24 protein-coding genes, 1 tRNA gene and 1 pseudogene are annotated in these 21,882 nt (G+C 71.6%); 5 read left to right on the plus strand and 21 right to left on the minus strand.

The window, feature by feature from the left end; all coding sequences use genetic code 11:
* Together DW309_RS19930 and DW309_RS19200 are read right to left on the minus strand one after the other, a co-directional pair.
* A pseudogene (locus DW309_RS19930) lies at window positions 1-173 on the minus strand (FHA domain-containing protein FhaB/FipA); the annotation flags it as partial.
* A complete protein-coding gene (locus DW309_RS19200; RefSeq protein WP_136035625.1) occupies window positions 173-895 on the minus strand; it encodes an FHA domain-containing protein in 723 nt (240 codons plus the stop codon). The pseudogene DW309_RS19930 and the gene DW309_RS19200, both read right to left, overlap by 1 nt.
* Window positions 896-1,039: 144 nt before the next feature.
* On the opposite strand from DW309_RS19200, the gene DW309_RS01230 reads away from it, so the two are divergent.
* Window positions 1,040-1,122 (plus strand) — tRNA-Leu (locus DW309_RS01230).
* A 72-nt stretch (window positions 1,123-1,194) separates the two neighbouring features.
* On the opposite strand, the gene DW309_RS01235 is transcribed toward DW309_RS01230, so the two are convergent.
* From DW309_RS01235 to DW309_RS01300, 15 genes are all read right to left on the minus strand, one after another.
* Complete coding sequence (locus DW309_RS01235; protein ID WP_136044307.1) at window positions 1,195-3,099, minus strand: ABC transporter ATP-binding protein/permease; 1,905 nt, start codon at window positions 3,097-3,099, stop codon at window positions 1,195-1,197.
* Window positions 3,099-4,268 (minus strand): peptidoglycan-binding domain-containing protein, encoded by a 1,170-nt coding sequence (locus tag DW309_RS01240; protein WP_168387127.1) that lies wholly within the window; start codon window positions 4,266-4,268, stop codon window positions 3,099-3,101. Before DW309_RS01240 ends, DW309_RS01235 begins: the two co-directional genes overlap by 1 nt.
* A 7-nt stretch (window positions 4,269-4,275) precedes the next feature.
* Window positions 4,276-5,178, minus strand: coding sequence for a hypothetical protein (locus tag DW309_RS19205; RefSeq protein ID WP_168387128.1), 903 nt, complete (start codon window positions 5,176-5,178; stop codon window positions 4,276-4,278).
* A gap of 25 nt (window positions 5,179-5,203) precedes the next feature.
* Window positions 5,204-5,665, minus strand: coding sequence for a peptidase inhibitor family I36 protein (locus DW309_RS01245; RefSeq protein WP_136044309.1), 462 nt, complete (start codon window positions 5,663-5,665; stop codon window positions 5,204-5,206).
* A 193-nt stretch (window positions 5,666-5,858) separates the two neighbouring features.
* Window positions 5,859-6,848 (minus strand): hypothetical protein, encoded by a 990-nt coding sequence (locus tag DW309_RS01250; protein ID WP_136035613.1) that lies wholly within the window; start codon window positions 6,846-6,848, stop codon window positions 5,859-5,861.
* On the minus strand, window positions 6,845-7,468 hold the full coding sequence (locus tag DW309_RS01255; protein WP_136044310.1) for an RNA polymerase sigma factor: 624 nt from the start codon (window positions 7,466-7,468) through the stop codon (window positions 6,845-6,847). The genes DW309_RS01250 and DW309_RS01255 overlap by 4 nt, the downstream gene beginning before the upstream one ends.
* 49 nt (window positions 7,469-7,517) lie before the next feature.
* Window positions 7,518-7,973 (minus strand): peptidase inhibitor family I36 protein, encoded by a 456-nt coding sequence (locus DW309_RS01260; RefSeq protein ID WP_136044311.1) that lies wholly within the window; start codon window positions 7,971-7,973, stop codon window positions 7,518-7,520.
* Window positions 7,974-8,108: 135 nt separating this feature from the next.
* Entirely contained in the window at window positions 8,109-9,251 is a 1,143-nt protein-coding gene (locus DW309_RS01265; protein WP_136044312.1) for a calcium:cation antiporter, read from the minus strand.
* Window positions 9,252-9,433: 182 nt separating this feature from the next.
* Window positions 9,434-10,363, minus strand: a complete 930-nt coding sequence (locus DW309_RS01270) for a methyltransferase family protein (RefSeq protein WP_240753085.1) — start codon at window positions 10,361-10,363, stop codon at window positions 9,434-9,436.
* A 45-nt stretch (window positions 10,364-10,408) separates the two neighbouring features.
* Entirely contained in the window at window positions 10,409-11,212 is an 804-nt protein-coding gene (locus tag DW309_RS01275; RefSeq protein ID WP_136044313.1) for an SDR family oxidoreductase, read from the minus strand.
* Window positions 11,209-11,682 (minus strand): MarR family winged helix-turn-helix transcriptional regulator, encoded by a 474-nt coding sequence (locus DW309_RS01280; protein WP_136044314.1) that lies wholly within the window; start codon window positions 11,680-11,682, stop codon window positions 11,209-11,211. The genes DW309_RS01275 and DW309_RS01280 overlap by 4 nt, the downstream gene beginning before the upstream one ends.
* A 9-nt stretch (window positions 11,683-11,691) precedes the next feature.
* The gene (locus tag DW309_RS01285; protein ID WP_136044315.1) at window positions 11,692-12,039 is read right to left on the minus strand and encodes a hypothetical protein; all 348 of its coding nucleotides are present in this window, start codon (window positions 12,037-12,039) and stop codon (window positions 11,692-11,694) included.
* Complete coding sequence (locus tag DW309_RS01290; protein ID WP_136044316.1) at window positions 12,036-12,299, minus strand: hypothetical protein; 264 nt, start codon at window positions 12,297-12,299, stop codon at window positions 12,036-12,038. The genes DW309_RS01285 and DW309_RS01290 overlap by 4 nt, the downstream gene beginning before the upstream one ends.
* A 239-nt stretch (window positions 12,300-12,538) precedes the next feature.
* The gene (locus tag DW309_RS01295; RefSeq protein ID WP_168387129.1) at window positions 12,539-14,047 is read right to left on the minus strand and encodes a glycoside hydrolase family 3 N-terminal domain-containing protein; all 1,509 of its coding nucleotides are present in this window, start codon (window positions 14,045-14,047) and stop codon (window positions 12,539-12,541) included.
* Between the two features lie 72 nt (window positions 14,048-14,119).
* Entirely contained in the window at window positions 14,120-15,232 is a 1,113-nt protein-coding gene (locus tag DW309_RS01300; RefSeq protein ID WP_168387130.1) for an aminotransferase class V-fold PLP-dependent enzyme, read from the minus strand.
* Window positions 15,233-15,418: 186 nt separating this feature from the next.
* Here DW309_RS01300 and DW309_RS20095 point away from each other — a divergent pair, with 186 nt between their 5' ends.
* A complete protein-coding gene (locus DW309_RS20095) occupies window positions 15,419-15,553 on the plus strand; it encodes a hypothetical protein (RefSeq protein WP_275089379.1) in 135 nt (44 codons plus the stop codon).
* A gap of 152 nt (window positions 15,554-15,705) precedes the next feature.
* Window positions 15,706-16,038, plus strand: a complete 333-nt coding sequence (locus DW309_RS01305) for a hypothetical protein (RefSeq protein ID WP_136044319.1) — start codon at window positions 15,706-15,708, stop codon at window positions 16,036-16,038.
* A gap of 11 nt (window positions 16,039-16,049) precedes the next feature.
* On the opposite strand, the gene DW309_RS01310 is transcribed toward DW309_RS01305, so the two are convergent.
* Both DW309_RS01310 and DW309_RS01315 read right to left on the minus strand, forming a co-directional pair.
* Window positions 16,050-17,234, minus strand: a complete 1,185-nt coding sequence (locus DW309_RS01310) for a zinc-dependent alcohol dehydrogenase (protein ID WP_136044320.1) — start codon at window positions 17,232-17,234, stop codon at window positions 16,050-16,052.
* 101 nt (window positions 17,235-17,335) lie between these two features.
* Window positions 17,336-18,664 carry a cytochrome P450 gene (locus DW309_RS01315; protein ID WP_136044321.1) on the minus strand — a complete coding sequence of 443 codons (1,329 nt, stop codon included), beginning with the start codon at window positions 18,662-18,664 and terminating at the stop codon, window positions 17,336-17,338.
* Between the two features lie 146 nt (window positions 18,665-18,810).
* On the opposite strand from DW309_RS01315, the gene DW309_RS01320 reads away from it, so the two are divergent.
* Window positions 18,811-19,248 (plus strand): SRPBCC family protein, encoded by a 438-nt coding sequence (locus tag DW309_RS01320; protein ID WP_136036882.1) that lies wholly within the window; start codon window positions 18,811-18,813, stop codon window positions 19,246-19,248.
* Between the two features lie 16 nt (window positions 19,249-19,264).
* Here DW309_RS01320 and DW309_RS01325 read toward each other — a convergent pair whose 3' ends face one another.
* The gene (locus DW309_RS01325; RefSeq protein WP_205812578.1) at window positions 19,265-20,086 is read right to left on the minus strand and encodes a shikimate 5-dehydrogenase; all 822 of its coding nucleotides are present in this window, start codon (window positions 20,084-20,086) and stop codon (window positions 19,265-19,267) included.
* 504 nt (window positions 20,087-20,590) lie between these two features.
* On the opposite strand from DW309_RS01325, the gene DW309_RS01330 reads away from it, so the two are divergent.
* Complete coding sequence (locus DW309_RS01330) at window positions 20,591-20,797, plus strand: cold-shock protein (RefSeq protein ID WP_136034351.1); 207 nt, start codon at window positions 20,591-20,593, stop codon at window positions 20,795-20,797.
* 90 nt (window positions 20,798-20,887) lie between these two features.
* On the opposite strand, the gene DW309_RS01335 is transcribed toward DW309_RS01330, so the two are convergent.
* On the minus strand, window positions 20,888-21,553 hold the full coding sequence (locus DW309_RS01335) for an HAD hydrolase-like protein (RefSeq protein WP_136044322.1): 666 nt from the start codon (window positions 21,551-21,553) through the stop codon (window positions 20,888-20,890).
* Window positions 21,554-21,882: the final 329 nt, after the last annotated feature.

Genomic DNA, 21,882 nt, shown 5'->3' on the forward strand with positions numbered 1-21,882 from the left:
GAGGCCGCCGCCGGCGCGGCGGCGACCGGAGCGCCGGCGGCGGCCTCGGCGGGCAGCTTGCGCGCCTTGACCCCGAACAGGTCGGCGCGCAAGGAGTACACGACACCGAACACGAAGAACCACAGCAGGACGAGGAAGCCGATGCGGAGCAGGAGCAGGACGAGTTCACTCATCAGAAGGCTCCGAACGCCCTGGTCGCGTCGTCGCCCGGGCGCGGGGGGCGCGAGGGGGCGGCGACGGGGACGATGCGGAACACCAGGTCGGTGCGGCCGATCGTGATCGTGGTGTCGGAGGGCAGCGCGGCCTCGCGCAGCTTCTGGCCGTTCACCTTCGTGCCGTTCGTGGATCCCATGTCGCGGAGCATGGCGCGCTCGCCGTCCCACAGGATCTCCGCGTGCTTGCGGCTCGAGCCCGCGTCGGCGATCGTGATGTCGGCGTCAGACCCTCGGCCGATCACCGTGCGAGCCCGGGTGAGCGCGTGGCGGCGGCCGTCGACGTCGACCACGGCCTGCCAGTCCACGCGGCCCTCGACCGTGCCGGAGTTGACGCGCACCGTGCCCGTCGCGACCTTCTCGTCGGCTTCGAGCGTGAGCGACAGCGGCCCGGCGAAGCTGTAGCCCTGGGACTTCGCGTGCGTCGTGAGCAGTGCGTGCAGCTCGTCGGTGAGGGCGCCGCCGAGACCACGCATGCGGTCGGCGTCGTCGGGGCTCAACCGCACCACGTAGTTGTTGGGGGTGAGGATGCGGTCGCGGCTGACGACCGCGGCCTTCGTGTCGGCCTCGCGGCGCAGAGCCGAGGCGATCTCCACCGGCTGTATGCCGCTGCGGAAGGTCTTCGCGAACGCGCTGTTCACTGCGCGCTCGAGACCCTTCTCAAAGCTGTCAAGTAGTCCCACTGGGCTCCTCTGGCATGCCGACCGGTAGGGACATCGTAGCCAGGTGACCTGGGGGAACGCCGCCGCGGCCCCCCGGGGCGTGTGCAACGCGACCGAAAACGCGTGATATCCTCGGGAAGTTGAGTTCTTCGGAACGAGACACTCGCGCGAGTGGCGGAATGGTAGACGCGCTGGCTTCAGGTGCCAGTGTCCGTATGGACGTGGGGGTTCAAGTCCCCCCTCGCGCACAGCGAGACAGAAGGCCGGACCCGGGACGGGTGCCGGCCTTCGTCGTACCCCCTCCATCCGGTGAGTCGCGGTCACGAGCGCAGGGCCGCGTTCGGAAGGACCGCCCCGGCTCGCACGGCCCCGGCGATCGCGCCCAGACAGGCGATCGCGACACCGCCGCCCAAGGCGAGGAGCGCGAGTCGCACGTCGAACACCGGCGTCCACTGCCGCGCCAGCGTGACGGCCAGGATCGCCGACATCCCCAGGACCACCCCCACCAGCCCGCCGAGCACGCCGAGCAGCATCGACTCCGCCACCAGCATCGCACTCACGTGCAGCCGTCTGGCCCCCAGCGCTCGCCGCAGTCCGATCTCCGCGCGCCGCTCCGCGACCGAGCTCACCGTCGCCAGCACGATCGACAGCACGCCGCCGACCAGTGCCACGGCCGTGAGCACCGCCAGACTCATGCCGACGCTGGCCTCCACCTTCTCGCGGGTCGCACTCGGCGCCGGCGGCTGCGACACGTCGAAGCGCTCCGGCCGGAACGCATCCAACGCCACCGGGGCCTCCGCCGCGACCTGGCCGGCAGCACCCGCGCGCGTCACGAGGTAGCCCGACACCGAGCCGACGGGGGGTGCCGCGTCGGCCGCCGCGAGGATCATCGCCTTGCCCAGCAGATCCGTGCGCCGTGGCGACGACGACACGACCCCGGCCACCACGAACATCTCCCCGTCGATGCTCACGGTGGGCGCCCGCTCGACCGGGCCGAGGCCCAGGTTCGCCGCGAGGTGCGTGCCCACCAGCACCTCGCCGGGACCGAGGGCGTCCGCCCCCTCCGCCCAGTCGACCTCGAGCCGCAGCGCGGCGACCGGATCACCGGCCGCCGCGAACACCCCCGTCTCGACCTCAGGCCGCGGCGCACCCACCCGCACCGCGTGGGTGCCGGAGTCTTCCACGACAGCGGCCGAGGTGACCCCGTTCAACTCCGTGAGCTCGGTCGCCGCAGCGTCGAGCGACGTCGTCAGCGTGGGCGACACCCCGTCGCCCGGCGCCTGCACCGCGACCTCCCGTGCGGCGACGGTGTCGAAATCGCTCGACACCTGCACGCTCGCGGACGACGCCAGCCCCAGTGTCGTCAGTGCGAGTGCCAGGGGGACCGCGAGGGCGGCGACCAGGGCCAGGGTGCGACCAGGGCGACTCGTCACGTTGCGCCAGGCGTCGCGAACGAGGTCGCCGAACCGCACGGTCGAGGCGCGGCCCGGGGGATGCGGTCCGCTGACGGGCGGGTGGCGGCGTGCGCCGTCCTCCCCCACGGGTGCACGCCGCGACCCATCGGACACCACCCGCCCGTCCGCCACCCGCACCCGCCGGTCCGCCCGCTCGGCGACCACAGCGGAATGCGTCACCACGATCAGGGTCGTGCCCGACCGCCGCACCTCGTCGAACAGCTCGAGCACCGCGCCACTGTTCTCCGAGTCCAGGTTTCCCGTCGGCTCGTCCGCCAGGAGGATCGGTGTCCGCGCCGCCATCGCCCGCGCGATCGCCACCCGCTGCCGCTGCCCGCCCGACAGCACGCCGGGACGGCTCTGCGCGAACTCCCCGAGCCCGACATCCTGCAGCGCGCGCAGCGCGAGCCCACGCCGCTCGTCGCGGTCCACGGCCCGATAGTGCAGCGGCAGCTCGACGTTCTCGACCACGGTGCGCCGGTCGAGCAGATGGAAGCTCTGGAAGATGTAGCCGAGCAGGTCCGATCGGGCCGCGGCAGCAGCACGATCGGAGAGCCCCGCCACATCGTCCCCGTCGATCAGGTAGCGGCCGGACGACGGACGGTCCAGGAGTCCGACGATTCCCAGCAGCGTCGACTTCCCCCCGCCGGACTCGCCCTCCACGGCCACGTACTCGCCCTGCGCGAAGACGACGTCCACCCCGTCGAGCGCCACGACCGGCGGCGTCGTCGGGAACACCCGCGAGACGCGGTCGAGCGACAGCGTCGGCACTACTGCACCCGCACTTCGTCGCCCGCGTCGAGCTCGCCGTCGTCGACCGCCGTCACCGCACTCGTGCCGTCCAGAGCCCCCCGCTCAGAGACCGCGACCTCGACGAACCCGCCCTCCCTCGCGACGAGCACGTAGCGGCTCTCCCCGCGCGACAGGACGGCGCGGGACGGCACGAGCAGCGACTCCTCCGCCACGATCTCCCGCGTGATGCTGACGAGCCCCTCTGCTCCGGCCTGCTGCGGGCGCTGGCTCGCGTCGGTGTACGCGAACAGCACTTCGAACGAGCTCTCGCCGTCCTCGTTCTCGACCTCGACGATGCGCAGCAGCGTGAGCGCGACCGTGGTCGAGCCCGCGAGCATCGTGGCCGACATCCCCTCCTCGAGTTGAGCGGCGACCGCCGGGACGACCGTCGCCTTGACCACGGTCTCTCCGGACGACGTCACCACGGCCGCCTTCTCGGGCAGCGCGCCGGTCGCCGGGATCGCCAGCACCGCGGCTGGAAGCTGCGGCACCACCAGAAACGCGGCAGCGGGCGCCGACACCACCTTCGTGGACGGAGGAGCCGGCGTCGCCGGGACCACCGGAGCGGCATCGCCGTCCGTGGCATCCGCCGCCGGGTCGACCAGGGGCACCGCGTAGCCGTTCGCCCGGAACAGTCCGGCCACCGCCTCCGCGGTCGCGCGTCCGAACGCACCGTCCGCCGTGAGCGCATAGCCCGCCGCGATCAGGCCGTTCTGCAGCTGGAGGACGTCGCGCCCCGTGTCGCCCGTCTTCATGTCGCGGAAGAAGGGGAACGACCCGGGCATCGCGAACAGGGGTTGGTTGTTCACCTCCAGCAGCAGCGTCCCCGCCGAGGCCTGCTGCCCCGGTGTGACGGGAGACAGCGTCACGCTCCCGCCGCCGTCCGGCGTCGGCACCGCGGTGGAGATCTCATCGACGTTGGCGACGGTGCCCTGGGCGTTGATCACATCGGCGAGCTGACCGCGGACCACCGTCGCGGTGATGAGGGAGGGATCGGGGGGCTGAGCGGCCGCGTCGATCTGCGCGGGAGACCGGAAGACGAGCGCCGCCGCCCATCCGCCGGCGAACAGGGCACCGGCAACCAGCACGGACGCCGTGATCAGGACGACGCGACGTGACCGGCGGGGGACGGCGGCCTCCTTCACCATCCGGCCGTCACTCCGCCGTCGCGAGCTCGGCGATCGTCGCGTCGATCTCCGCCGACACCGTGGCGACCTTCGCCCGCAGCGACTCGAAGGCCTCCGCGTTCTGCTCGTACGACGCGGCCTCCCGCTCCCACAGCGCGTCGTAGAACGCCTGCTGGAAGCCCGACGACTCCCGGCAATCCACATCCTCCAGCGCGAGCCGCACCTCCTCACGCGTGATGTCGCCCGTGCTCGGGTCGTCTCCGCTGAGGGGGCTCGTGGTGAACCGTTGCCGCACCGAGTCGGACGGCATGTCGATCGGAAGGGCGGGAAGATCCTCCACACCGAGGGGCACCATGCACTCGTTCCACCGATCGGCCGCTTCCCTCACGGCCGGGTCGGCCAGGGCGCCCTCGAACGCCGACCCGACGAACATGGAGGAGAAGTTCATCATGTCGGAGGAGTACCCGGGGATCCGCCCCTGCAGCTCGGCCGAGCACTCGTCGCTCACCGCGGCGGTCGCCGCATCGAGGTCGGCGGTGCGATACGCCTCCCACGGCAGCACCTCGAGGGGCAGCGCCTCCTGCGGGAGGTGGTATCCGTACGTGCTCGCGACCTCCTCGGTCAGCGCGGAACGCGTGGTCTCGCGGCCCTCGTAGGCGCTGTCGAAGTCGACGTACGGCACCGGCAGCGGCGTGCCCTTCTCCTCCAGGCATTCGGCGATCACGAGCGCACCCGCGTAGGCGGCCTTCTTGAGCATCTTGTCGGTCAGGACGTAGGGGTCCAGCGGCAGCGTCCACGCGGAGATGTTCTTCTCCACGCTGCCCGTCGGCGTCTGTTCGGCGGCGGGGGTGTCGGAGACGCAGCCGGTGGCGGCTGCGAGAGTCGCAGCCGCCACCAGCATCGCGCCGCCGAGACGAAGGTGTTTCGACACGGGTGAACGCTCCAGGGGTGAGGGGTCAGATGAACTTCGCCGACGCGGGATCCCACGTGACGCCGTACACGAGGCCCGAGTTGTTCTCGATGTTGCCGTCGCCCTGACCGGAGGGCGACAGCGGGGCGATGCACCAGCTGGCGCCCTGATAGTTGGCGCGGTCGTAGAAGCACGCCGTCGACGTGCGGCCGTTGTTGTACCAGGAGTCGGCCGTGTCCTTCACGCCGATGCCCGTGCCGGCGTACACGTAGCCGTCCATCGGGTTCGAGAAGTACTCGAACCAGTGCAGCGCGGCGTAGTTGCCGTTCGTGTTGTAGCTGGCGTCGTCCCACAGACAGGCTTTGCCGCGTCCGCAGTAGTCGGACGGGGCGGCGCTCGCGGCCGGGGCGACCATGAGCATGGCCGAGGCGGCAGCCACGGCGGAGAAGACGAGAGCCGCGACTCTGCGGCCCATTCCCGCGCGGCGGGTGGTGGATGAACGAGTCATATCGTGCCTTTCACAATCGATGGAAGAACTGCGGTGTCAGTCTTCATCGCTGCGGATCGGGCTTTGCGCGAGCGCCGATGTCCTTACCGCGAGCTTTCAGTGTGCGCGCGGATCGGGGCGTGCACGGGAAGCCCTTTTGCACGAGTGCCGTGTTCCTTACACGGCTTCTCCGGAGGGTCGCGACGGCCGCCTCTCAGCGCGCGGCATCCCACATCGTGTACGACACCACGCCGGCCGGCAGACCCTCCAGCGGCGCCACGAGCTCGCTCTCCACACCGACGATCCGGCCCGACTCGACGGAGATGAACGCGGTCTCCACCCGCTCGGGCACCACCGAGGACACCTGCACGCCGATCACGTCGCGCCCCAGGCGGTCGGTCGTCTCGCCCCGCACGGTCACGCCCCCTGCCTCGTCGAGCAGCTCCAGCAGCGCCGCGTGCTGGGCGTCCGTCAGCGTCCAGTACTGCAGCAAGCCGGTGATCGCGGCCAGCAGCTCCCCGGACGACGACGCCGACGTGGCCCCGAATGCACCGAGGGCCGCGTCGAGCTCGGCGCGCGAGCTTCCGGAGAGTCCGGCGACCGCGGTCGGCAGAGCGAACTCCTCCGGTGACAGGGCCACGGTGTCGATGAGCTCGCCGGGCGCGTACGGGCTCGCGGCGATGCCATCCGGACGCTCGCCGTCGGGCCAGTACGGCTCCCCCGCGACGATGGTCGAGACGGTCGGCTGACCGGGACCCCACTCCAGGGTGATCTCCTGGGGCACGACCTCGACGTGCTCGTCCGCCAGGTCGACGCTCCAGTTCCACGACACCGAGTGCACGACCGGGGCCTGCGCGACCGCGGCGTCGACCATCAGGGTGCGCTCCGCGTCGGCGAACACCTCCGCCGCGGTACCGGCTGCCGTGTAGTGCAGGGCGGGCGGGGTGAGCGCCACCGCGGGTTGCGTGGGCACCAGCACCGACACCGCGACGACCGTGGCAGCCGCGACGGCCGCTGTCGCCGTGACCACTCCGGCCCACACCAGGGCCGGGCGGCGGCGGCGCCTCTGCGGGCGGTAGTCGCCGCGGATGATGCCCTCGCGGATCGCGATCTCGGCCGCGGTGAGGCCGCTGTCGTCGGTCGTCCGCGGCGCCGGGTTCGCCGCACGGAACAGGCGGTCGAGCTCGGTGTCGGAGATGTTCATCGCGCCCGTCCCGTCTCGAGCTGGGCGCGCAGCTTGGTGCGTGCCCGCGTCAGGGTGGTCCACACGGCTCCGGGGCTGGTGTGCAGCGCCTCGGCCACCTCACCGGCGCTGAGCTCGTCCCAGTACGTGAGCACCACGACCTGCCGCTCCCTGGCGCTCAGCGACCGGAGGGCGCGCCGCAGCGCCAGTGCCTCCATCGGGTCGAGCGGCTCGGCCGGGTTGCCGAGCCCGCGCGTGAGCGCGTCGATGGCCCTGTCGCGGGACCGCGCACGCCGGCTGCGATCGCGCAGCTTGTTGTCGGCGGTGCGCAGGAACCACCGCAATCCCATGGGGCTCGCGGGGTCGAGTTTGCGCCAGGCGATCAGGAACACCTCGGCCGTGAGCTCCTCGACCTCCTCGGCGTCGTCGATGAAGCACTCCAGGTGGCGGTGGATGCGGGGCCAGTACTGGTCGAACAGCTGTCGGTACACCACCGCCTTCGTGCCGGCGCCGTCGTGCTCGGCCGCGCGCGACGTCGGCCGAACGCGGCCGGGCGCCACGCGCAGGAAGCCGGCGGCGTCGCCGGAACCGGGCGCCGCGACAGCGAGCGCGAGCGGGTGCGTGAACGTGAAGCGGAACATGCGCCCCTCCCTCACGCCGCGATCCGGTGTGAACAGGGTAGCGGCATGATCAGAACAGGCAACGGAGGTTCGTGACCGCCCCGACGACGTTCGCCGTGACCCCCGCGCCCGCCGACGCCAGCACCGTGCTCGCGGCATTGCGGGCCTGGACGGTCCCGGAGGAGCGGGCGTTGGCGATCGAGCGCACGGTGCTGAGGCCGGCGGTGCTGACGATCGAGCAGACGCTGAAGCTCAACCGCGTTCCGCCGCGGTTCGGCTCCGAGTAGGCGCAGTACTGTCCGGTCGCACAGCTGCCCACGGCCCGCTGGTATGGCGACGGGACGGTGAGTTGCATGCCGAGATCCGGCCACTCCGCGGTGTACGCGTCCACCACGACGCCCCCGGGGACGTGCTCGAGCGCGTAGACGACATCCGGGTGGAGACTCTCGTCGGCGTGGGCGGGGGCGAGCGATCCCCCCACGAGCAGCGCCGTCGCGGCGAGGGTGACAAGGAGCTTCGTCTTCATGCGGACCGTCCGGGTGTGGAGGAAGGGGTGTGTCCCTCCAATCTCGGGTGTCGCCGCCGTCCCCGTCGACCGCCGACCGCGCCTTGCCGCTCCGGGGAGTTCCTTACACACTTCTTTCCGGCCGCGACCCCCCCGTCAGCTGAACAGGATGAGGACGTATACGGCGAAGGTCGCGAGGTGTGCGGCGCCGTGCATCGCTGTCACGCGCTTCGCGGAGAAGGTCGTGACCGACAGCAGCAGCGTGACGCCGAGCATCAGCAGGTTCGCGGGGGACTCGGCCAGCACCACCGTCTGCCCCGTGAGCATGCCGATCACCAGCACCGCGGGGATCGTGAGCCCCACGGTCGACACGAGCGCGCCGTGGCACAGATTCGTGACGCGTTGCGCCTCACCGTTCAGCGCGGCGCGCACGGCCGTGATCGACTCGGGCAGGAACACGATGCCCGCGATGAGGAGCCCCGCGAGGGCCACGGGCGCCCCGACCCTGGCGAGACCGTCGTCGAGCAGCGCGGCCATGTCGTGCGACAGCAGCACGATCGGCACCACCGTGACCACGAGCAGGATCAGGCGCGTCACGACCTCGGTGCGATGCGCGGCGAGCACCTGCCGGATGCCGGGGCGCGGCTCCTCCGCGCGAGCCGCTGTCCGCAGTCGCTCGTCGACCTCGGTGAAGTCCTCCGCCTGCGCGCCCATCTGCCGGAACAGGAAGAACGCGTACAGCGCGAGGGTCAGCACGATGATCGGGATCTCCTGCCCCACCGTGTACGCGCCGTCGTCGCCGATGAGCCCGGGCAGAGCGATCCCGAGCGCCACGAGCACCACCAGCATCGCCAGGTACGACGACGTGCCGGTGCCGTTGTGCGCCATCCCGCGGTGACGTAGCCCGCCCAGCAGCAGCGCGAGCCCGATCACGAGGTTCAGGATGATCATCGACACGGCCATCACCGAGTCGCGGGCGATCGTGGCGTGCTCGCCGGGACCGAGCATGACCGCGGAGATCAGGATCACCTCGATCAGCACGATCGACAGGGTGAGCACGAGCGAGCCATAGGGGTCGCCCAGGCGGTGCGCGAGGGCCTCCGCCTGCTTCACCACGCCGAACGCGCACACCAGGATCACCGCGACGATGCCCACGAGCGCGATCACCAGCAGCGGACCAGGCACGGGTGGTGCGAGCAACGGGTGGGCGAGCAGCAGCGCCCCGAACGCACCCCAGCCGAGCGCCACGCGGACCACATCGACGGGGGTGACCAGCTGCCTGATCGACGGTCGGCTCATGGTCGGCTCCTCGCCGGTCGGCCTCTCCCTGGACATGACGACTCCCTCATGAGTCAGTCGTCGTGTGCGGGTACTGCTCCCTCGTCCGCCGCCCCGGTGACCGGGGACACTCCCAGGGTAGCGGCGGAACCGCAACAGCACCTGTGCACGCGCGACCCACCGACGCGGCGGCCGTCGAACGGTCAGACGGTGATGCGCGGACGCCGCGGGATCCAGCAGGCCACGCGGTCGCGGTAGGCGCGGAAGTCGGCACCGAACCGCGCCTCCAGGTCGGCTTCCTCCAGTGGTCGCACGAGCGCGTTCCACACCAGCGACCCGCACAGGGCGTACAGCACCACGAGCCACGAGCCCGCCATCAGGCCGACCGCCACGCCCTGCGCGATGCCGCCGACCGCCATCGGGTTGCGCACGAAGCGGTAGGGCCCGGCGACCACCAGCCGCCGGGGCATCGCCGAGGGCAGGGGTGTGCCCTCGCCCTGCACCGACATGGAGGCGGCCGACCACATCGACAGCGCGAACGCGAGCGCGAACAGCACCGCACCGGCGATGCGCACGGCCACGGGGAACGGCACGTGCAGCCCCCACCGATGCTCGGCGACGACGATCACGGCGGGCAGGGCCACCAGGAACACGGCGGAGAACACGAGGATCTGCACGGCCGTGCGGGACAGATGCGCCACGGGCCGGGCGGTCGCCGCGAGCCGGAACCGGAACGGCCCCCGCAGCAGCCACTCGGACGGAACCCGGCCGGTGAGCACGAGCACGGCAGCGCCGATCGACCCCAGCGCCGCGGCCGCCATGAGCAGCGCGCCCCATCCGGCCGCGCCCGTGACGGTGGCGTACAGCGCCATGCCGGCCGCGACCAGGGTCGTCCAGCCGGTGGCCGACCACACCGCGGCGCGCAGTCCCGCCGCAGCGAGGGCCGACCCGAGCACGAACAGCGGGATGTCGAGCAGCGCGACGAGCGGCGCGTCGAGAGAGCCGAGGGTCGCGGTGCGGATGCCGGGCGACACGAACACCGCGATCCACCACGCGGCGCCGGCGAGGGCCTGCGCTCCGAAGAACAGACGACCCCAGGAGCGCGGCGACATCCGGCGCCACAACTCCCCCATGCGGTCAGTCTAGGTCAGGCCGCGGCTCCCGCCGGCGGTGTCGCGTCAGCTCTGCGGGGCGTCGTTCCAGGACCAGATGTCGTCGCCGCGCAGCACCGCGTCGGCCCCGCCGTCGCAGTAGATCGTCTGACCGGCCATGTGCGTGTTCGCCGGGCTGGTCAGCCACACCAGCAGTTCTGCGATGGACGACGCCGGCTGGTGGTAGTTGAGCGGCATCGGCACGGCGGCGTCCACCTGCGCCAGGCCCTCGGGCGACCCGAGCAGACCGGCGGTCATAGCGGTGATCACGGTGCCGGGGGCGACGGCGTTGAGGGGGATGCCGGCTCCGGCCCACGCGGGCGTCACCGACTCGCGGCGCACCCACCGCGACACCGCGCGCTTGCTCGACGAGTAGTTGAGGAACCCGCCCTCGGGGGTCGCGGCGAGCCGGTCGCCGATCTCCAGCGCGCGGGCCTCGTCACCGGCCAGGGCGGCGTCCACGAGCTCGGCGGACACCGGCTGCAGCGACGCCATCGACGACACCACGGCCGCACGCGGAGTATCGGCCAGGCTGAGCGTGGGGCGCAGGGCCTCCAGGAACTCGGTCACGCCGAAGAAGTTGATCGCCATGGTCTTCGCGATGGGGGCGGCGATGCCGGCGCACGCGATCACGGCGTCGATGCTGCCGTCCGCGGCTTCGATCGCGGCTTCCGCGGCGGCGATGCGGCCGTCGTGCGTGGAGAGGTCGCCCGCCACTTCGGCGCCGGCGAGGTCCACACCGATGACGGTGTGCCCCTGGGCGCGCAGCAGCGAGGTGGTGGCGGCTCCGATTCCGGATGCCGAGCCGGTGACGACGTAGGTGCGGGTCATGGTGATTCCTCCTGGATGGACGGTGCCGACGGCGTGCCGGCGAGGGCGAAGACGAAGCGCGTGAGCTGGTGCTGGAACGCGGAGATCTCGTCCGCGTCCCAACCGGCGAGGGCGTCTGCCACCAGGCGGTGACCGGCGTCGACCAGGCGTGCGTAGGCCTGCTCGCCGGCGGGTGCGAGGCGCACCTCGACCGTGCGGCCGGTGCGGATCGGGTCGACCACGCCCTGCGCGGCCATGCGGGCGACGAGCTTCGACGTGGTCGGGCGCGACATCGAGGCGTGCTCGGCGAGGGCACCGAACCCCAGCGCCCCCCCGTGCAGCCCGAGCAGATACACCGCGCGGATGGCGGTGGGGTCGAGGGCGACGCCGACGCTCTCGGCCACCTGGGCCTGCACGTCGCTGCCGCTCCACGCCGACACCACGTTCACGAGGGCGACGTGGATGTCGGCGATGCTCTGGGCGTTCGCCATGCCCTCAGTCTACGCCTTTTGTTGCCTGAGGCAACTGTTCTCCGTCACGTACCCGGTCGAGCCCGAGTCGTCCACCAGCACATACGGCACCACATCAGCGGAGCTCCCGCGTCCACGACGCCAGTGCCGCTCCCGGCCGTCGCCGTACTCCAGCACGATCGCGCTCGGCACAGCACCGGCGGGAGCCACCACGTAGGAGCTGCCGCCGAGACCCGACGACCGCAGTTGCACCACGATCCCGCCGTCGTTCGGTCGCGGAGGTGTCGTGTGCAGATCCATCGGCGTCACCGGCAGTGCGTACTCGCCGCGCACCTGCAGCACCGCTGCGCCGGCGGCGCGCGGGCCCAGCGGCCTCACTCCGCCGCTCCGATGCGCGCAGCCCAGGCGGCCGTGTCCCGCACGCCACGGGCGTCGAGGTACGCGCGCACCGTGTCGTGCACGAGCCGGATCTCAGCCTCGTTGCCCATCGCGGCCTGCATCGTGCCGACGTCCGGGGTCGGCTTGCCGTCGATGCGCTCGAGCGCCTCCCACACGATGTCCTCGCGGGCGCCGCGTCCCAGGGTGTGCGGCATCGAGGTGAAGCGGATGCCGGGGCGGGCGGGTCGTGACTCTTTCATGCGTGTTCCTCTCTCGTCCGGAGGGCAGGCTCGCGCGGAGGGGCCGGCGGCCCCTGGCGGCGCGCACGCCGGAGCGGGGGTCTCGCCCCTGTGCGGTCGTGCGGTTCTGCGGCCCGCGGTGCTCCCCGGATCACCGTCGAGTGCGGCGCGGGAGCCTCGGTCTGGCCGTCCGGTTCCCTCCGACCGTAGCACGTTGTTTTGAGTCATTCAAAACAACGGATACCGAGCGGTGTGTCGTCTCAGGCGCTTCCGGACAACACCCGAGCGACGTACACCGCCGACGCACGCGACGCCCCGAGCGCCAGCACCGCCCGACCCGCGCGCACATCACCCTCTGCGGGCCACCCCGCATACACGACCACGGCGTCGGGGCGCACGGCGAGCACCGCCTCCTGCACGGCCGCCTCGAACGGACTGCTCTGCGGCTGATTCACCAGCAGCACCACGTTTCCCGTCCGGTCCGCGGCGACCGCGGCCGCCCGTGCGGCAGCCGCCGTCGCATCGAGTCCGGCGAGCGATACGCGCTCCACCGGCATCCGCTCGCGCAGCGCCACGGTGAAGAAGTCCGACGCCTCCCCCACCGCGACACTGCGCTTCGTACGGGCGTCGACCACCGTCGCCGACGCACTGCCGAGGCGCACATCACCGACCACCGTGGCCGCCCGGGCGACGAGGTCTGCGCCCTCGAAGGCCGCCGGGCGCTCGGCGTCGTCCCCGTGGTCGCGGCGCCAGGCCGAGAGCTCGGCGAGCCGCGCCGCCGCCTCCTCCGCGCGCGCGACAGGCAACGCGCCCGACCGCAGCGCCTCGTACACGGCGTGCAGCACCTCCTCGAACTCGACCTGGTCGGTGCGCTCGCCGCCGACCTGCGGGTTGAGGGCGGGGTTGCCGATGCACACGAGGTCTGCGCCCGCGGCGAGGGCCCCGACCGCGCCGGGCCCCGAGCCGACCGTGCCGCGGATCGCCGCCATGTCGACCGCGTCGGTGATGAGCACCCCGTCGAAGCCCAGGTCGCGGGCCAGGCGCAGGCTCGTCGGGTTGAGGGTCGCCGGTGCGTCGCCGAGCGCGGGCACGCGGATGTGCGCCGTCATGAGGGTCTTCGCGCCCGCCTCGATCGCGGCGCGGAACGGCGGCAGATGCACGGCGTGCAGCTGTTCGAGCGTCACATCGGCGGTCGCCGGCGCCAGGTGCGAGTCGGTGACGGTGTCGCCGTGACCGGGGAAGTGCTTGGGGCACGCGGCGACCCCGGCGGACTGGATCCCCCGGACGGCCGCGGCGGCATGGCGGGCGACGACGTCGGGGGCGGCGCCGAACGAGCGGACGCCGATCACGGGGTTGCGCGGGTCGGCGTTGACGTCGACGGTCGGCGCCAGGTCGACGTCGATGCCCGCGGAGGCCACGAGCCGCCCGGTCCAGGCGGCGACGCGCTCGGTGAGGTCGATGTCGTCGAGGCGGCCGAGCACCGCGTTGCCGGGCGTCGATGAGCCCGCGGCCGCTTCCAGGCGGGTGACGATGCCGCCCTCCTCGTCCACGCCGATCAGCGCTCCGGGGTGTCGTCCGTGGATCTCCGCCGAGAGCGCGCGCGGCTGATCCGGGTCGGCGGGATCGAGGTTCTGCGCGAAGTACACGACGCCGGCGAGGCCGTGGTCGAGCGCTCGCCGGAGCCAGTCGGGGGCGGTGCGTCCGGCGAATCCGGGCCACAGCAGGCTGTGGGCGAGGCGGCTCAGGGCGGGGTCGCGCGGCGCGGGCATGAGCATCTCTCGGTCGAGGGCGGCCTGTTCACGACGAAACTAAACTACGAACGCACGACCGTCAATGAAAATTCATGACACCAAGGCGCACGCCCGGATGACCGCCTGCACCACCACCGGCACCTGCTCCGGCGTGAGGCACTGCGGATTCAGTGCGATCTCGTCGCCGTCCACGCCCACCGCGACCTCGGGATCACCGGAGCGCAGACGCTCCGCAACCGCCGCAGCCGTCGCGTGCAGCGGCCGTACGTAGGCGCGCGGGATCGAGGCGGGCTGGATGCCGGGGCGCTCCAGCACGTGGCGCCGCACGCGCAGATCCACGCACCCCGCGAGCCCCGCGACCAGCTCCGACACCATCCGCTCCCGGGCTGCCTGCTCCGCGGCCTCATCCCGCCGAGCGAACAGCTCGACCGCCGCCACCAGCCCCACGATCGTCTCCTTGTCGGTCTTCATCCCCCGGGCGACACCGTGGTGCGGATAGGCGACGGCCGCGCACGCGGCCACCAGCTCGCGCCGACCGAGGATCATCCCCGACGACTGCGGCCCACGGACCTCCTTGCCACCGCTGAGCACCACGAGGTCGGCACCCTCGTCGAGCATCTGCCGCACCAGCGCCCGCGGCGGCACCTCGGCGGCGGCGTCCACCACCAGCGGGATGCCGTGCTCGTGCAGCACCGCGGCGACCTCCGCGAGCGGCGGCGAGCCGGGCAGCGACCGGGCCTCCGCCATCCACAGCAGGAGCGCGGTCCGGTCGCTGAGGGCACGGCGCAGCTCCTCCACGCTCGCCCCCGTCGCGTCCTCCACCTCGACCACGCGGGCACCCGCGACCGCCACCGCCGTGTCGTAGCGGTTGCGATGGCCGCGCAGCATCAGGCACTCGTCCGGCAGTCCGGAGGCGCGCGGTAGCCGGGCGCGCAGCTCCGGGTGGTCGCGGGTCATCGCGGCGGCCGTGGCGACCGTGAGCCCCGCGGCCGCTCCCGCGGTGACACAGGCGGCCTCCACATCGAGCGCGGCGGCGATGCGTTCCCCCGCCCGAGCCTGCAGGGCGTGCAGGTCGACGTAGGCCCCGGCGGCCTCGCGCATCGCGTCGAGCACCTCGGGCGCCAGGAGCGAGCCGCCGACCGCGGTCACCGTGCCCCACGCGTTGATCAGCGGTCGAAGTCCCAGGTCGCGGTAGACGCTCATGAGCGCACACGCTAGCGCCTCGATCGCTTCCGGCGGCCGTGCCATCACCCCGACCGCTCCCTCGCGAGACGCCGTTCCCGACCGGCCGACAGCGACGCTTTTTTTGCCGCTCAGCAGGAAATTTGACTTCTATGCCGTTCCGGGTATGGTCAGGGGTTACGCCAGCCACGAAAAGGGGAAGCGCACATGTCCGGAAAGTCCACCCAGGGTCGAGCGAGCAAGAAGGCCCCGCAGCTCTCACTCAAGGAGAAGCGGGCCGCCAAGAAGGCCAAGAACGCTCCAGACGAGTTCCTCAAGCCCCGCAAGGGCGCGAAGGGCTGAGGACTCCCCGGACGGCGGCATCGCGGCGGACGCTGCGGATGCGCGTCCGAGAGGTGCGCCGGATACCCGCGCGACGAGGTGCTGTCAACGGCCCTCCCCTCGTGCGGCAACCGGCGCACCCTGGACGTCTCATCCGACGAGAGGAGCACGCCATGACGCACGACGAGGGCCACCTGAACGATCCGGAGCGCATGCAGCCGGAGGAGGAGGATCGCGTCGAGTCCGGCGCGGAGCCCACCGACCCCACGTATCCGTCCCCCGATGCCGGGTCCACCCGACCCGGTGCCGGTCCGATCTCGGAGCACCTCGCCGAGCGGGGCGGGGACGACACCGACCTCATCGAGAACGTGCCGGCGGGCGGTGCGGGGGCCGACGCGGGCGCCGGGCAGGCCGCCCGCGTGGATCCGTCATCCGACGCCTCCGTGCCGGACGAGTCCGAGCACAACGACGAGCCCGGCATCGGCACTCGTCGACCGGAGGACTGATCACCCCACGGTCACACCGTGGACGGATGCAGCACGACCTTGATGCAGCCGTCCTCCTTCTGCTGGAACGTGCGGTAGAGGTCGGGTGCGTCGTCGAGCGGGGCGTGATGCGTGGTGAGGTCCATCACGCCGAGCGGATCGGCGGCGTCCTCCACGAGCGGCAGCAGGTCGTCGATCCAGTTCTTGACGTTGCACTGCCCCATCCGCAGCGTGACCTGCTTGTCGAACATCGTCTTCATCGGCAGGATGTCGGCGTCACCCGCATAGACGCCGCTCAGCGACACGGTCCCGCCCCGTCGCACCGCGTCGATCGAGGCGTAGACCGCGGCGAGGCGGTCGATCCCCGCCTTGTCGAGCAGCTGTCGCGCGGCGGGGTCGGGCAGCAGGCCCACGGCCTTCTGCACGAACTCGATGCCGCTGCTCCCGTGGGCTTCGAGCCCCACCGCGTCGACCACGGAGTCGGCCCCGCGGCCCTCGGTGGTGTCGCGGATCTCGGCGACGACGGTGTCGGTGAGGTCGAGCGTCTCGATGCCGTGCCGTTCGGCCATGGCCCGCCGCTCGTGCACCGGGTCGACGGCGATGACGCGGTGCCCGCGGTGACGGCCCACCCTGGCGACGAACTGCCCGACCGGGCCGAGGCCCATCACGGCGAGGGTGCCGCCTTCCGGCACCTGCGCGTACTCCACGCCCTGCCACGCGGTGGGGAGGATGTCGCTGAGGAACAGGTAGCGCTCGTCGGGAAGGTCGGGCGCGACCTTGATGTGGTTGTAGTCCGCAAGCGGCACCCGCAGGTACTCCGCCTGTCCGCCCGGCACCTGGCCGTAGAGCTTGGTGTAGCCGAACAGGGCTGCTCCGCTGCCGTACTCGCGCACCTGTGTGGTCTCGCACTGCGACTGCAGGCCGCGACGGCAGAAGAAGCACTCCCCGCACGCGATGTTGAACGGGATGACGACGCGGTCTCCGGGCTGCAGCGAGGTGACGTTCGCGCCCACCTCGACCACCACACCCATGGGCTCGTGCCCGAGGATGTCGCCGCGATCCAGGAATGGACCGAGCAGCTCGTACAGATGCAGGTCGGAGCCGCAGATCGCCGATGAGGTGATGCGGATGATCGCGTCCTCCGGCTGCTGGATCTGCGGGTCGGGGACCTCCTCGACCGTCACCGTGCGCTTGCCCTGCCAGGTCAGTGCCTTCATGATGTCCTCTGCTCCGGTCGACTGTGGTCGTCCCAGCCTCCGCGTCGCCGGCCGGTGTGAACACCCGGTTGACAGGTGCCGTGGCGCATGCGATCCCGCGCTCAGTGGAAGGGGCAGCCGCGGCCGGAGCCGGCCGCGCGCACCCGTCCGCCGGACGCGGGCTTGGTGGGCAGCCGTCGTCGGTTCACCGCGAGGCCCTCGTCGAGCACGCGCAGCCGCGGGTCGCTGAGCACCGCGATCGCAGCCGTGAGTCCCGCGACCACGAGCTTCTCGCCGGGGCAGCGGTGTCCCGAGGCGACGTCGGCCCCGCCCTGCGGGATGAACGTCTTCACCTCTTCGTGGTCAGTCACGTCGGTGAAGCGCTCCGGGGCGAAGCGGTGCGCGTGCGCCCACGACTGCTTGTCGGTGTCGGTGCCGAGGATGTCGAGCACCACGCGACCGCCCTTCGGCACCCGCACGCCGTCGATCTCGATGTCGGTGAGCGCACGCCCCGGGAGCATCGGCACGAACAGTCCCGTGCGCCGCACCTCCTGCGCGAACCGGGTGGCGAGAGCGCCGCCCACGAGAGCCTGCCGTTCCGCGGTCTCGGCCGCGATGCGGGCGCGCCACTCCGGGTGGTCGTGGAGTTGCTTCGCCGCGAACGCCACGAACCGGGCGGCGGCGATCATCGGCCGGATGCTGTTCTGCAGTTCGATGCCCGCGGTCCTGGCGGGAAGCAGGGTGCCGTCGGCGCTGCGGTGCGCGGCCCACAGCGCGAGCGCGGTGCCCTCGGGAGCCGCGAGCGTTCCGGCGCGGACGGCCTCGATGAGGCGCTGAGCGTGCCGGTCGGACCACATCCGGTTCGCGGTCGCGGCGAGGTAGGCGGGCGAGTACGGCGCGCCGAACCCGTCGACGATCTGGGCCAGCCGAGCGGCCCAGCGCGTCTTCGCGGCGGGCGTCCCCGGAAGGCCCGCCCAGCCCATGATCGCGCGTCCGAACGCCCCGACGGCCGCGTCATAGGCGCTGCGGGTGCCGCCGTCGAGCCAGGCGTCGCGCTCCCGCGCCCACTCCCGCTCGAGCCAGGGCGTGAGCCGCGCGACCTGCTCGTCCTCGTAGGCGACCGCGACGAACGTCGCTTTGCGGTGACGGTGGGCGTCGCCGTCGAGGCTGTGCACGGAGCCGTGCCCGAACAGCGTCTCCTGCACGATCGCGGGCATCGCGCCGCGCCGGGCGATGCGACTCTCGTCGTAGAACAGGTCGATGCCCTCGGCGCCGCGGACGAGGGCGGCCTCGTCGCCGAGCAGGCGCATCGGGGCAGACCGGGCGCCCGGTCGTGCACGCCGCCAGATGCGGGCTCCGAAGTCGTAGCCGCGGGTCAGGAGGAACGGGGAGTCGTCGCGCACGATCGTCTCGACGCCGTGCGAGATCCGGCCGGTGAGTCTGTGGAGCATGACCCGACCCTCGCAGCGCTGGGACCGGTCCTCCAGGGGGGGAGCGTTCGGCGGTGGACTGTGCTAGCGGTGAGGGGACGACGCTTGTCAAGCGCCTGTGCAGGCGGTGTGCGCGCCCGTCACACTGGCGGCGGAACGGAGGAACCATGGCGACGAACACCCGAGACCTGGCGTGCACCACCGAGGACGTGTTCCGTGTGCTGGCGGACGGCTGGCTGTACCCCGCCTGGGTCGTCGGAGCGTCGCGCATGCGCGATGTCGACGCGGCCTGGCCCGCTCCGGGCGCGCAGCTGCACCATTCGGTCGGCGTGTGGCCCGCGCTGCTCGACGATACGACCGAACTGCTGCAGTGGCATCCGCCGCACCGGGCGGTGCTGCGTGCGCGCGGCTGGCCGGTCGGCGAGGCGCAGGTCACCCTGCGGGCGAGGTCGACGGCGACCGGCTGCCAGGTGCGTATCGACGAGGAACCCGTGAAGGGCCCCGCGACCCTGCTCCCCCGCTTCCTGACCGCCCCGATCCTGCGGTGGCGCAACGCCGAGACGCTGCATCGGCTGGCCTATCTGGCCGAAGGGCGTGCCGGGTGATCGGTTGCGCGGGGATTCATGCCCCGGATCGCATATAGTCTTCGGCGGCCTGGACCTGGGCCGGCGTCGGACGCACACCGGTGTAGAGCACGAACTGCTCGAGCGCCTGGAGGGTCGCGACCTCGGCACCGGTGATGACCGTGGCGCCCGCCGCACGCCCCGCAGCCACCACGGGGGTCTCCGCCGGCAGCGCGACCACATCGAACACCACCGTCGATGCCGCGATCGCCTGCTCGCTGAACGAGAGCGCGTGCTCCTCGGCCCCGCCCGCCATGCCGATCGGCGTGACGTTGACGAGCACGTCCGCTGTCGCGTCGCTGAGATCCGGACGCCAGTCGAAGCCGTACTGGTCCGCGAGGGCACGCCCGCGGGCTTCGTTGCGGGCGACGATCGTGAGGTCGGTGAAGCCCCCGTCGCGGAAGGCCGCAGCGGTCGCCTTCGCCATGCCGCCCGAACCCCGCAGCAGCACAGACGACCGCGGGTCGATGCCGTTGCGGGCGATCAGGGTCGCGATCGCCGAGTAGTCGGTGTTGTAGGCGGTCAGTACCCCGTCGTCGTTCACGATGGTGTTGACGGAGTCGATCGCGCGCGCGGAGGCGTCCATCCGATCGACGAGGGCGATGACATCCTCCTTATAGGGCATGGAGATCGCGCATCCGCGGATGCCGAGTCCGCGGACACCGGTGATCGCCTGGGCCAGATCGGTCGGCGCGAAGGCCTTGTAGATCCAGTTGAGCCCCAGTGCCTCGTAGAGGTGGTTGTGGAAGCGGGTTCCGTTGTTGCTGGGTCGCGCGGACAGCGAGATGCACAGCGTCATGTCCTTGTTCAGCATCGTCACCGCCTCAGGCTACCGGCGGCGAGGATCCGTGGCGGGAACGGTCGTCCTCCCCTATGGTGAAGGTGCATGCACAGGGGATTGATCGTCTCCGTCTCTCCCCAGGAGACGGACGGCCCACCCCAGGGGCACGACGATCCGTGTATGCGATTGGGCCCTCTCGAGTAGTTCAGTCCCCAATGGGCTACTCGAGGGGGCCGCTCTCGTTCATTCTCCCACCGATTTTCGGATTTGTCCCCCAAAAGGGGGACAAGGAGGTCCGCAAGGGGTTAGGCTGTCTCTGACGCACCCTCCGGTCGTCTTCGGCCCTCATCGCTCCCCCCGCGGTGAGGGCCACACCATTTTCCGGGAGCGGATCGAGAGCCCCGCCGCGCTGGTCGCATGACGCTCATGCAACATTTGGATTACCTTCTTGCCTCTCCTATTGCCGCCGGGGTCGCCTCCACTAGCGTTAGCGATGTCGGTGCACCCCTGCGTCGGCTTCTAGATCAGCAGAACAGGCAGTACATGAGCACCCAGGGCACGGTCAAGTGGTTCAACTCGGAGAAGGGCTTCGGCTTCATCTCCCCCGACGACGGAGGCGCTGACGTCTTCGCGCACTACTCCGCCATCCAGTCATCCGGCTACCGGTCTCTCGACGAGAACCAGCGAGTCGAGTTCGATGTGGCGCAGGGTCCGAAGGGCCTGCAGGCAGAGAACATCCGCCCGCTCTGACGCGGACGACACCGGGACTCCCCGTCTGAAGAACGCACTCGAGCGTCCTTTCGACGGGGAGTTCCGTTTTCTGCGTTAGTGGTGACGGGCTCAGCCGAGCAGCCGGGCCCGCAGTTCGTCGACCGAGGCGACGCGGAACGCCGCGTCGTCTCCCTCGTGCGGGTCGCTGAAGCCCCACTCGACGAAGATCACGGGGACGCCGTTGGCCTTGCCGCCCTCGACATCGTGATGGCGGTCGCCGACGAGGACGGGGCGTGACGTGTCGACGCCGAGCGCGCCCAGGCGGCGCAGGGCTTCGGCGACGATGTCGGTCTTCGACGCGAGCGTCGCCTCGTCCGGAGTCGCGCCGACGGTCGTGAGGAAGGCGGGCCGGAGACCGAAGTGGTCGACCAGCGCATCGACCTGGTTCTCCGGCTTGGAGCTCGCGGTCGCCTGCGGCACTCCCGCGGCATGCAGGTCGTGGATGAGCTCGGCGACACCGGGATACGTGCGCACGTCCGTGGTGTAACCGTCGGCCTTGCCCAGCGTGCGGTAGAACGCCACGGCCTCGGCGGACTCCGCGGGCGTCATGCCGGCCTGGTCCTGGAACGACTGGAACATGGGCGGCCCGATCCAGTGCACCAGTTCCTCCCGCGTCGGGGCGGGACGGCCGAAGTGCGTGAGGGCGACGTGCAGCCGACGGAGGATGCCGACCGAGGCGTCGACGATCGTGCCGTCGACGTCCCAGAGCACGCAGGTGTAAGGGGAGGGGGCCATCTCTCCAGCCTATGGGTCCGCGGACGCCCGCCCGGTCCTGCTGCACGGGTGTGCAGTCTCACGCGTGCTCCCCGGATCGCGTGGCCGCGGCGCGAACGGCGGAATGCTGCACCGTAGGGTCGTGACAGCGGCGGGAACGCGAGTGAGACTGGGGAGATGTTCGTGTCGATGGAAGTGATCACCATCCTGGGGTCGACGGTGACGATCATCGTCGCGATGGCAAGCGGCTTCGGCTGGCTCGTCACGCGGATGGATTCGCGGTTTGCGGCATCGGATGCGCGGATGGATGAGCGGTTCGCGATGGTCGAGGGGCGATTCTCGGGCATGGA

The organism is Microbacterium sp. K41 (assembly GCF_004794395.1).
Taxonomy (GTDB): Bacteria; Actinomycetota; Actinomycetes; order Actinomycetales; family Microbacteriaceae; genus Microbacterium; species Microbacterium sufflavum.